Annotated in this window: 13 protein-coding genes; 5 read left to right on the top strand and 8 right to left on the bottom strand. The window is 53.8% G+C overall.

The genetic code is table 11. The features are described from left to right. The first annotated feature begins 343 nt into the window (after positions 1 to 343). Together H8Q75_RS00170 and H8Q75_RS00165 are read left to right on the top strand one after the other, a co-directional pair. Complete coding sequence (locus H8Q75_RS00170; protein ID WP_297039361.1) at positions 344 to 1,246, top strand: Tic22 family protein; 903 nt, start codon at positions 344 to 346, stop codon at positions 1,244 to 1,246. A 9-nt stretch (positions 1,247 to 1,255) separates the two neighbouring features. After that, positions 1,256 to 2,323 (top strand): esterase-like activity of phytase family protein, encoded by a 1,068-nt coding sequence (locus H8Q75_RS00165; RefSeq protein ID WP_024125052.1) that lies wholly within the window; start codon positions 1,256 to 1,258, stop codon positions 2,321 to 2,323. Here the strand turns inward: H8Q75_RS00165 and H8Q75_RS00160 are convergent. Both H8Q75_RS00160 and ebsA read right to left on the bottom strand, forming a co-directional pair. After that, complete coding sequence (locus tag H8Q75_RS00160; protein ID WP_297039357.1) at positions 2,320 to 3,387, bottom strand: phosphotransacetylase family protein; 1,068 nt, start codon at positions 3,385 to 3,387, stop codon at positions 2,320 to 2,322. The two genes, H8Q75_RS00165 and H8Q75_RS00160, sit on opposite strands and share 4 nt — an antisense overlap. A 45-nt stretch (positions 3,388 to 3,432) precedes the next feature. Continuing rightward, a complete protein-coding gene (gene ebsA, locus H8Q75_RS00155; protein ID WP_297039354.1) occupies positions 3,433 to 3,807 on the bottom strand; it encodes a type IV pilus biogenesis protein EbsA in 375 nt (124 codons plus the stop codon). A gap of 146 nt (positions 3,808 to 3,953) precedes the next feature. Here ebsA and H8Q75_RS00150 point away from each other — a divergent pair, with 146 nt between their 5' ends. Next, a complete protein-coding gene (locus H8Q75_RS00150) occupies positions 3,954 to 4,286 on the top strand; it encodes a DUF760 domain-containing protein (protein WP_024125049.1) in 333 nt (110 codons plus the stop codon). A 42-nt stretch (positions 4,287 to 4,328) separates the two neighbouring features. Continuing rightward, positions 4,329 to 4,757: a hypothetical protein gene (locus H8Q75_RS00145; RefSeq protein WP_024125048.1), complete on the top strand. Its 429-nt coding sequence runs from the start codon at positions 4,329 to 4,331 to the stop codon at positions 4,755 to 4,757. Here the strand turns inward: H8Q75_RS00145 and H8Q75_RS00140 are convergent. Then, the gene (locus H8Q75_RS00140) at positions 4,754 to 5,053 is read right to left on the bottom strand and encodes a hypothetical protein (protein ID WP_024125047.1); all 300 of its coding nucleotides are present in this window, start codon (positions 5,051 to 5,053) and stop codon (positions 4,754 to 4,756) included. The genes H8Q75_RS00145 and H8Q75_RS00140 overlap by 4 nt on opposite strands. A gap of 87 nt (positions 5,054 to 5,140) precedes the next feature. On the opposite strand from H8Q75_RS00140, the gene H8Q75_RS00135 reads away from it, so the two are divergent. Next, positions 5,141 to 6,424: a glycosyltransferase gene (locus H8Q75_RS00135; RefSeq protein ID WP_024125046.1), complete on the top strand. Its 1,284-nt coding sequence runs from the start codon at positions 5,141 to 5,143 to the stop codon at positions 6,422 to 6,424. On the opposite strand, the gene H8Q75_RS00130 is transcribed toward H8Q75_RS00135, so the two are convergent. The 5 genes from H8Q75_RS00130 to H8Q75_RS00110 form a co-directional block, all read right to left on the bottom strand. Then, a complete protein-coding gene (locus H8Q75_RS00130) occupies positions 6,412 to 7,638 on the bottom strand; it encodes a methionine gamma-lyase family protein (RefSeq protein ID WP_365970421.1) in 1,227 nt (408 codons plus the stop codon). The genes H8Q75_RS00135 and H8Q75_RS00130 overlap by 13 nt on opposite strands. A gap of 45 nt (positions 7,639 to 7,683) precedes the next feature. Next, on the bottom strand, positions 7,684 to 8,832 hold the full coding sequence (cruG, locus tag H8Q75_RS00125) for a 2'-O-glycosyltransferase CruG (RefSeq protein WP_081711816.1): 1,149 nt from the start codon (positions 8,830 to 8,832) through the stop codon (positions 7,684 to 7,686). Between the two features lie 44 nt (positions 8,833 to 8,876). After that, positions 8,877 to 9,191: a cell division topological specificity factor MinE gene (minE, locus tag H8Q75_RS00120; protein WP_024125043.1), complete on the bottom strand. Its 315-nt coding sequence runs from the start codon at positions 9,189 to 9,191 to the stop codon at positions 8,877 to 8,879. Beyond that, positions 9,188 to 9,991 (bottom strand): septum site-determining protein MinD, encoded by an 804-nt coding sequence (gene minD / locus H8Q75_RS00115; RefSeq protein ID WP_024125042.1) that lies wholly within the window; start codon positions 9,989 to 9,991, stop codon positions 9,188 to 9,190. The genes minE and minD overlap by 4 nt, the downstream gene beginning before the upstream one ends. 38 nt (positions 9,992 to 10,029) lie before the next feature. After that, positions 10,030 to 10,288 (bottom strand): septum site-determining protein MinC (locus tag H8Q75_RS00110; RefSeq protein WP_297039338.1); only part of this gene is annotated, 259 nt, incomplete at its 5' end.

Genomic DNA, 10,288 nt, shown 5'->3' with positions numbered 1-10,288 from the left:
GGGTTATCCGGCCTGCGGGGCGCTCATGCTCACCATCGCGGGCAGTTTATTTTTCTTTTTCTGGCGCAAGGGCTGGTTCAAAAGCGCTACTAGTTTAGAGCCCCTAGACCCTGAACGCTAGTTCGGCGAAGACTCTAGAAACTTGCCCCTTGTCCATTGCGTCAAATTGGCCTAGGGTGGAAAAGCAAAGAGAGTACGTCATATGTAAAAATACCCACTGGTTTGGTGCATAAGTTTTGGTGTGAGTTAGGTACTACATTGCGATCGCTACCCCTCTCCACAGCTCAGGGACTAAATTTGGAGAGTTCACCTACTGCAACAGAGCATTCATTTAGGAGACTGTATGAAGAGATTGGCACACTTGGGTGTTTTGGCAGGTTTAGTGAGTAGCCTGTGGCTCGCTCCTGCTATTGGCCGCTATGAGACTGCCACCGCCTTACCGGAAGAACAGGTGCTGCAGATTCTCAACAATGTGCCCGTTTTTATGATCACCAACGACAAAGGGGAGCCGCTGACCTTTGAAATCCCTAACCCCCAAGATCGAAATAAGAAAACCCAAGTGTTTACCTTCTTTATTAGTCAGAAAGATGCTGAAGGTGCCCTCAATGCCATCAAAACGCAGCAGCCCGAGATTGGTCGTGTGGCGCGGATTTCTGCGGCTGCCCTCAGTGGTGCGGTGAAAATTGCCCTCGAAAGCCAAAAAAATCCTGTTGTTGGTGTGGACATTATTCCCTCAAAACCCCAACTGGAGGCGGCGGTGAATCTGCTCAAACAAAGTGGTGATTTGGTCGAGCGCGATGGCAAAATTCTGACCAAGGATGGCAAACCGTTCATAGGTGGTACTCCCCTCTTTTTCCTAGCGGATAGCAAAACAGGCAACCCCATCGCCGTAGAAGCACAAGTGCGCGAAAACGGCCAGACCCGCACGCAGCGGTTTATTCCCTTTTACTTTGATAAAATGCAACTCCAACGGGAAGTGGACCAAGCCCGTCAGCAGCGACCGGAACTGATCAAGGATACGGGTATCCGCGTTGTCATGCTGGATAATTTGGTGGCAACCATGCTCAGCACCAACGATCCGGTGGCTGGTCAAATTCAACTGGTACAAACCCCTGAGGCGATTCAGTTTGCCCTGCAACGCAGCGGTGGCAATAATGCCCAGCGCCCAAACCAAGCGAATCAACCCGCTTCCCCCCAACGCCCAAATCAACAGGGGGGCACTCAAGGTACAAATCGTAACCGCTAAGATAGGCTGATGTACGGGCGACGCCTGCTCATGGGACTTCTGTTCCTTTGCCTACTGTGGGGATGTGCGCTCCCCCAAGTGCAAGCGGCGGAGCGGCTGTTTCTGAAGGTGGGGGTGGAATTTCGCGGCGAAGTCCAATTAGCCGTCGGCAGCCAGTGGCGAAATACCGAGGTGGGAGGGCTGTCGGGTTTGACCTACGATCAGCGTCAACAGCAGTTCTATGCCATCAGTGACGATCGCCAGCAACCTCGGTTTTACACCCTCGAGATCACTCCCAAAGCCATTACCCCCAAGGGCGTGACCTTTCTCCAGCAGATGAATGGTGAGGTGTATCCTCCCAACACCGCCGATACTGAGGGAATTGCCCTGACGCCCGAGGGACACCTGCTGATTAGCAGTGAAGGGGTAACGGCCACAGCTAGCTCGCCCTGGATCAAGGAGTTTGAGCGCAACAATGGACAAACCATTACAGCGCTACCCATTCCCAAATACTATCTGCCCAATGGTCAGCAAGGGATTCGCAATAATCTTGGCTTTGAGGCGCTGACGCTTTCCCCGGCGGGCGATCGCCTGTTTGTCGGTGTTGAATCTGCCCTTGCCCAAGATGTTCGCCCCAATATCCCTATTTACTGCCGTCTGCTCCACTACCTGCGGGGGGATGTTGCCCCTGTGTTGCTGGCGGAGCATCTCTATCCATTGGATCCCTCCGAGGCAGTGTTCAATGGCCTCGTAGAGCTACTTGCCCTTGACAATGGTGGCCATTTTCTCAGCTTGGAGCGCACCTACAGTCCGGGGGTAGGACATGGCATCAAACTCTTTGAAGTATCCCTAGCGGGAGCGACAGATACCCTTGGCATGGCCACCCTGCCGGTTGATCTGGGTCCCATCCGCCCTGTGCAGAAACGTCTGATTTTGGATTTCAAGACCCTAGGAATTCCCTTAACCAATTTGGAGGGGATGAGTTTTGGCCCCCCCTTGGCCGATGGGGCGCGATCGCTTTATATCATTGGCGATAACAACTTTGACGGCAAAACCCCGACTCAAGTACTGATGTTTGCCCTGACTGTCAAACGCTAGGCCTCAACCGTCAAGAGTCCCAACTGGGTCAGCAGGCGATCGCCATCCACATGCTCCTGCATCATTTGCTCGACACACTTGACTTTGGCGATTTCATGAAGACGCACCTGACCAAAGGCACGATCCACAATTTCCACCGCCGTCAGCGTATCCAGATCCACAGAGAGAATGGGAATTTCCAACTCTTCGGCACGGGCAAGAATGGCTGGGGAAGGCGGCAAATGCCCCGTGAGAATTAGACAGTGGGTGGAGGTCTCCAGGGCCGCCCATTGAATATCGGTGCGATCGCCCCCCGTAATCACCGCCATATTGTTCGCTTTACGGAAATACTTCAGGGCAGCACTGACATTCATTGCGCCAATGGTGAGTTCTTCTACCAGCAAATCCAAGCGATCAGGACGGCACAACACTTCGGCATTTAACTGGCGTACCAATTCTTTGACACTGACACTGCGCAGCAACTGACTGCGGGGTAATGTACCAAAAACTGAAATTTGGTGGGCCTCGAGATATTGGCGAATAGCAGGCAAGGGTTGGGTCTCGGTTGCGGGAATATCGTTGATGATCACCCCCAATAGGCGATCGCCCAATTCCGACTTGGCTAGGAGGAGCGATTCCACCACCAAGGGGGATTCATAGCGCACCACCAGTAAAATCGGTGCCTCCAACACCGCTGCCATCTGAGCTAAGTCCAAATCAAACAGTCGCCCCTCTGCTAATGTTGCTGGCCCTTCAAGAAGCACTAAGTCTTCGCTGTTGATGTGGTGATAGGCCGCTAGGGCTTGGCGATAATCCTGCTGATCTGTGCCCGTCAGTCGCCCCTTGATGGCTTCTGGAGTCAGGGTGAGCAAGGTGGGCCGTACATTTTCTAGGTTCAGGGTTTCCTGTAAAAAGCTGACATCGGCTTCGGTTTCTTCGCTATCGCTGGCGGGTTGGTATGTACCCAGGGGCTTACCATAGGCAATGCGCAGGTGGCGATCGCGACAGAGCTTGGCCAAGCCTATAATCGTTGCAGACTTGCCGCTATAGGGAACAATTGAACCAATCAATAAATGCTTTCCCACCGTTGAGTTACTCCTCCCGCAACCCCAATCCTAAACACACAAGCCTTAGTCAAGCCGTAACAGCTTACGATAAAATGCTTTGGAAAAATCAGCAATACGATGTTTTTTATAGTTAATAATGACATCAATGAGATAATCCACCAGTTCAAATGTGGTGATAGACATTTCGTACTGTAGATCAGGAGAGTTATCAAAGGTCACCGTACAGCGGGATAAATCCGCCGGCAAGTTAGCGATCGTCCATGTGGCAACAAAATCAACATTGTTACCGCCTTCAATTCCCCGTTGTCCCTCCAACTTACCCAGACGGTAGAGGGCGATGCCCAAGGGCAGTAGTGGACGCTTCTCAGCACGCATATAGGGGGCAAAGATATTGACTTCCCGAGGGTTGGCAGGCTGAAGCTGATCGAGGGCAGTCATGCAAGAATCCTTGTGTGTTCGTGTATTCAGTCTGACCGAGTGCTGAGGTCTATTCTACAGTTAGAGCAGCGAGCACGGGAGCCTTGGCTCTAGGACGGTATTTTGTTTTGGTAACATATAGTTAACATAACTAACGAGCACTGCCTATGGTTTTTGATCCCGGAAACGCTAATTTCTACCAGTCTTCTACGGAGGATGGGCAGCCCAATCTGCTCCTGAAGTACCTGCAAAGCCAATCGCCAGAAGTTTTGACCCGTATTGCCCGTTCCGTCAGTCCAGAAATTCGCCAAATTATCAGCCAAAATGTTCAAGGTCTCGTGGGTGGTCTTCCCTCTGAGGATTTTAATGTCCAAATTGCCACCGATCGCGACAACTTGGCGGGGTTATTGGCCTCAGCCATGATGACGGGGTATTTTCTGCGCCAGATGGAACAGCGCATGGAGCTGGAAATGAGCCTCGGCGATCTACCGATGCCCTAGGTTCTGCCAATATCCTGACTATCCTGAATGTGAGTCTTGGTTGTGTCCGATCCTTGGCAACAGTTTAAGGCACTACCGTGGCGATCGCTAGTGCCCACAGGTCTTCTCGTTGCCTTGCTTGCAGCGCTGTTTGATACAGGGCTTTACTATATTGCGGCTGCCGTTACGGCGGTGCGCGAGGCACTGATCATCCTGCTTCAACCTCCCTTGGTTTTGTTAGTCCGCCTTGGTCTGAGCATTGGCCTTGGGATGGTGGCAGTGATCTTTTTAGAGGTGTGGTTTAACCCAGCACCTATCTATAGCGGTACCCTTTGGGCGTTATTTCTGTGTGTCCTAGTGGGCAGTATGTTTTTGAGCTTTTTTGGCAGTACCTTCGGACTGCGGCCCCTATTTTTTCCTGTCACCGACGTGTTCCTGATTGGCACAGCCGTGGGGATTTTTTGGCAAGGTCGTCGCTATTGGCGGTACTAGGTTGATTTCTCAAGAGGAGGGGCCGGCAGCTTTGGAACCACCGCACTAATGTTGGGGTTAAAGGTGGCATCAAAGGCATCAGCCCCCTGAAACAAATACCACACGGCCTCAATCACACAGGCAATACGAGCAATGCTACCTAGAGAACCGTGGGGTTCTGTCGAAAAAAGTAGCCCCAGCATCAGGTAAACTCCCCCCCATAGGGGTTGGCGCAAATAAAACTTATGAAGTCCCGGCAGAAAGATGCCAGCCAACGCTAAGAGAATAGCGATCGCGCGATTACGATAGCCCATCATGGCTCACTGTGAATGACTCTATAATGCGATATTTATAATGTGATATTCAGTGAATCTTTAATAAAATGCAACCTTGAGAAGACTAGATTGCCACAACCATTATCTGTTGCTGTCTTCATTTGCTTAGAATGGCACCCCAATGCCGGCGGGCATGTCAAATGTTGGGAACGTTTTGCTGAAGCTGCCAGCCACTACCTAGACCGCGTTGACCTGACGCTCTATTTCCTTGGGGCAAAACAACAAACCCTAGAGGTGGCGGCCAATGTTCGCTACCAATTGCTGCCGCCCCAATTCAGCACGCACTCACTAGAAATCATGCGCCAAGGGGCAGGTATGACCGATGTCGCTCCCTTTCACTGGGGATTGCGCCGTTATTTACCCCAACATCAGGTGTTTCACATTACAGATACCTTTAGCTTTGCTCAAACAGTGCGCCGCTTTTGCCGCCAGCAGCGTCGTCCGCTGCTCAGTTCGATTCACACGGATTTGCCGTTACTGACCCGCACCTATTCACGGGAAATTATTTGGCGCATGAGTGGCCGCAGTTGGGGGCGGCAATTTTGGCGGTGGCTATGGCTGAAGCAACTACAGGTGGATCAGTGGTTGGGTTGCCAAGCCGAACGAAAACTAGCGGGCTTTATGCGGGCCAGCGATCGCGTACTGGTCTCGCGGCAGCAGGATGCCGATTGGCTGCTCACGTTTTTGCCCCCTGAGCGGGTGGCATGGTTTCAGCGGGGCATTGATCGCGATCGCTTTCATCCGCGATTTCACAATCCCCGATGGTTACGGGAGGAGTATCACCTGCCAGAACAGCCGATCATACTTTTTGTCGGTCGGGTAGATGCCAGTAAAAATGTGCTCCTGTTGGCGCGGGCAGCTCAAGTGTTAGCTAGCCAAGGAAAGGCGTTCCATGTGCTGATTGTGGGTGAAGGGGCGCAGGCTGTCCTTGTCAAAGACCTCTTGGGCGATCGCGTCACCCTCATCGGCAAGGTGCCCCAAGAAAAATTGGGGGCAATTTATGCCAGCAGTGATCTATTCGTTTTTCCCTCAGAGTCGGAAACAGGACCCAATGTGGTGGTGGAAGCACGGGCAGCGGGATTACCGGTCGTCATTTCTGGTTTTGATGGTGGACGCAAATATGTCCAAGCCCCGGGGGAGGATGGGGTAGTGGTTTACAGTCGCGACCCCCAAGATTGGGCGGCCGCCATTAGCCGGCTGTTAGACGATACTCACTATCGCCAGCGGATGGGGGCACAGGCACACCAAATTACCCAAGCGACCTGCCCCACCTGGCAGGAAGCCTTTGAGCAAAGCATTTTGTATCAATGGGAAGCAGTTGCCCAAGCTTACGGCTGGCCTCAAAAGGTTTGATCCTCTAGGAGCGCTTCTAAAATTAAGGCCATGTGGGTGAAGTGGGTCCCTCCCTGACAAAAGACAATATAGGGTGGACGCAAGGGGCCATCAGCAGACAGTTCTGAGGTGCTACCATCAATAAACGTGCCGCCAGCCATCACCAGATCATCGGCATAGCCGGGCATGGGTGCCGGTACTGGATCCAAGTAGGAACCCACGGGGGAGTAGCGTTGCAAGGTGCGGCAAAAGGCAATCAGCTTCTCAGGACTGCCCAATTGGATGGCTTGAATGACATCGCGGCGGCGGGCGAGGGGGGCAGGGTTGACTGGATAGCCCAGTTGGTCAAAGACATAGGCCAATAGGTGGGCACACTTAAGGGCTTCACCGACCATTTGTGGTGCTAAGAAGAGCCCTTGAAAGAGCAGGCGATGTTGATCAAACGTAGCCCCCCCTTCATGCCCAATTCCCGGTGCGGTGAGGCGATAACTGGCCTGCTCAATGATATCAGCGCGTCCCGCTAAATAGCCCCCCGCTGTGGCGATGGTACCCCCAGGGTTTTTAATCAGCGAGCCAGCAATTAAATCGGCACCGACATGGGGTGGTTCTTGGGTCTCGACAAACTCACCGTAGCAGTTATCCACAAAACAGACCACATCGGGATTCTGGCTCTTGATCAGTTGAATCATTTTGCCAATGTCTTCGAGGCTGAGGCTGGGGCGCCATGTGTAGCCGCAGGAGCGTTGAATGAACACCATCCGGGTTTGGGGTTGAACACAGGTGGCGATCGCCCCCCAATCCGGCTCACCACTGGTCAGCAGGGGAATTTCGCGATAGTGAATACCAAAGTCCCGGAGGGAGCCCTGTCCTTGACCCCGCAGGCCAATTACCTCTTCTAGGGTGTCGTAGGGAGCACCGGCAAGGGAAATGAGTTCATCCCCAGGACGTAGCACCCCAAAGAGGGCGGTGGCGATCGCGTGGGTACCAGAGACAAATTGCACCCGCACTAAAGCTGCCTCCGCCCCCATCACCTGTGCAAACACCCGATCCAGGACCTCTCGCCCCAGATCGCCGTGGCCATAGCCGGTCATACTACTGAAGTGGTGTACCCCCAGTCGGTGCTGACGAAAGGCTGCCAGAACTCGATCTAAATTTTTCTTGACGCGGCCATCAATTGCCGCAAATGTAGTTGCAAGTGCCCCTTGGGCCGCAGTTAAGAGTGATGTTCTCGTCAATGTCATCGATGTCATCGATCCGGTCAACCTGATAAACAAAAAGCTCTAAGTTTGCGAACTGTAGGTTCGTCCTCGCCACTGCTTGGGACGTTGCCAACCGGAGAGGGTAATGCGCAGTGCCGCTAGGGGATCCGCAAGAGGTGACAGCCAAAAGAGCCAGCGCCCTTGACCCGTCTGCCAATCATAGACAGGGGCGATCGCCAGTGTCATGCCCCAGCGAATCAGCACCAGGAGGCCATTGAGCAATGTCGCCATCTCAAGAGGCAGGGTGGGAGTAGTGACTGCCAGGGCCACTAACCCCAAAACCAACAGGGGCAACGGTAATCCCTGGACTGCCCAGAGGAAATAGGCATCGCCCCACACTTGGGCAATTGGGGTTGCATCCTTCAGGTCCAGCGATCGCCCCCATTCCCGCCAAGTTTCTGCCATTCCTTCATACATGCGCACCTTGAGTACCTTTGAGCCATCCCGAAAGGCCACCCGCGCCCCCGCAGCTGCTATGGCTCGCACCAAGGTCACATCATCACAAAAAGAGGAAGCGGCAACCTGGTACCCCCCGATCGCTTCGAGGCAGGATCGCCGCACCAACAGGCACTGACCATTGGCCAAAATCCGCTCCGGTTGCGTTGCCACAGGCGGAGCTGCACCAAAGCGATAGATCAAGGTTAAAAGTAACGCCGGTTGCAGCCACCATTCGCCTCCCGTCTTGAGGATAAAGCAGGGTGAGAGGGAAATGAGATCCAATTGCTCCCGCTGTGCTGTTTCCAAAAGACTGGCCACAAGACCGGGCTGCGGTTGCGTATCCGCATCAATTCCCAAAATCCATTCGCTGTCAGGATGGACACGACAAAAGCCCGTATGTAATGCCCAAGGCCGCCCCACCCACCCCGGCGGTAGGGGAGGATCAAACTCCACTCGCAGACGGGGATCCCAGGGTTGCGCCGCCCGTACCATCTCAACTGTGCCATCTTGGGAATGACTATCGACAATAAGAATTTCCCGCACCTCGTAGCCCTGGCGCATGAGGCCCTCCAAACAGGGCTGCAGTCGCTGCGCCTCATTGAGGGTGGGTACAATAATTGATACCTTGGCCAAGTTTTCTGGGCGGGAGGGCTGAGGGGTCAAGGGGGAAGGGCGTCGCCAACCCAACCCTAAACGGGCGATTAAAACAGCTGCCCAAGGTGCCTGTGCCACGATCGCGCCACTGGCGATCGCTGCTAGCCCAACTGTAACGGTACTCAACGTTCTTCTTCCTCGTTTTCTGCTGGGAAATTCTCTGGCGCATCCTCTGGAGGCAGCTTCAGCCGTTTAATGGGTAAATTGGCAATCAGAGCTGTTGTCCGCTGATCCGACTCTAGGGAAACCGCTAGCCCCTCTGTTTCTAGCTCCACATACCGGGAGACTACCTCCAAAATATCTCGCCGCAGATTGTCTAGAATTTGTGGCGTCAGCGCCGTGCGATCGTGGGCCAACACCAGCTTCAGGCGTTCTTTAGCGGTGGTGCGACTGGGGGGAGTGCGCGTAAACAGCCGCTCCAGAAGTTCGCTGATCATCCCTTTGCCCCAAACAAGCGTCGAATCCGACTGAATAATCCCCCGCTTGCCGCCTCTAGATCGAGAAACTCAACCTTTTCCCCCTCCAGGCGGCGGGCAATATTCATAAAGGCCTGTCCAGCCAGCGACGGCGACTCTGCCAAGACCAAAGGTTCCCCCTTATTGGTGGAAACAATCACCTTCTCATCCTCAGGGACAATACCAATCAGGGGAATAGACAGAATTTCTTGGACATCTTCGACGGACATCATATCGTTGGCTGCCACCATTGCCGGGCGCAACCGATTCAAAATGAGATGGCTATTGCGAATGCGGTAGGCCTCCAGCAGGCCAATCACGCGATCAGCATCCCGCACGGCGGCAATTTCTGGGGTGGTCACCACTAAGGCTTCCTGTGCGGGGGCAATGGCATTCCGAAATCCTGCTTCGATCCCTGCTGGACAATCAATGAGTACGTAGTCATAGTGCTTGCTCAGGGCGGATGCCAACTGTCGCATTTGCTCTGGGGTAATGGCATCCTTATTGCGGCTTTGGGCCGCGGGCAGCAAGACCAATTTATTGAGGCGCTTATCACGCACAAGGGCTTGATCGAGGCGACACTGCCCCGTCAGCACATCAATGGCAGTGTAAACTACCCGATTTTCCAAACCAAGCAGTAGGTCGAGGTTGCGCAAGCCGAAGTCTGCATCAATGAGCACCACCGATCGCCCTAATTTGGCCAAAGCAACACCAATATTGGCACTGGTGGTTGTTTTCCCTACACCTCCTTTACCCGAGGTAATGACAATCGTGCGCCCCATTGAACTCCCTAGGAATTGGCTTACTAGAATAGATTAGCTCAAGGTGCTGCGGATACGGCGAAGACTCGCCCCCAAGTATAGGCGGGGGCAATCTGAATCCCTTGGTCTGTGGCGTAGGCCACCTCTGGATAGGGAGGACGAGGGGGAGCCGGTGTCCGGGCCAGTAGATCGGCAATCCGTAACTGTGTCGCCGCCATTTCAAGGGTCATAATCCGCGCTCCTAGATGACCCTTAGCGCCGGCGTGGGCAACTCCCCGTAAGCGGCCCCAAACGATAATATCGCCGGCGGCAATAATG

This window comes from Thermosynechococcus sp. OHK43 (assembly GCF_014466085.1).
GTDB lineage: Bacteria > Cyanobacteriota > Cyanobacteriia > Thermosynechococcales > Thermosynechococcaceae > Thermosynechococcus.
The sequence above is the reverse complement of the archived record's forward strand: the minus strand, read 5'-3'. Positions and strand labels throughout refer to the sequence as shown.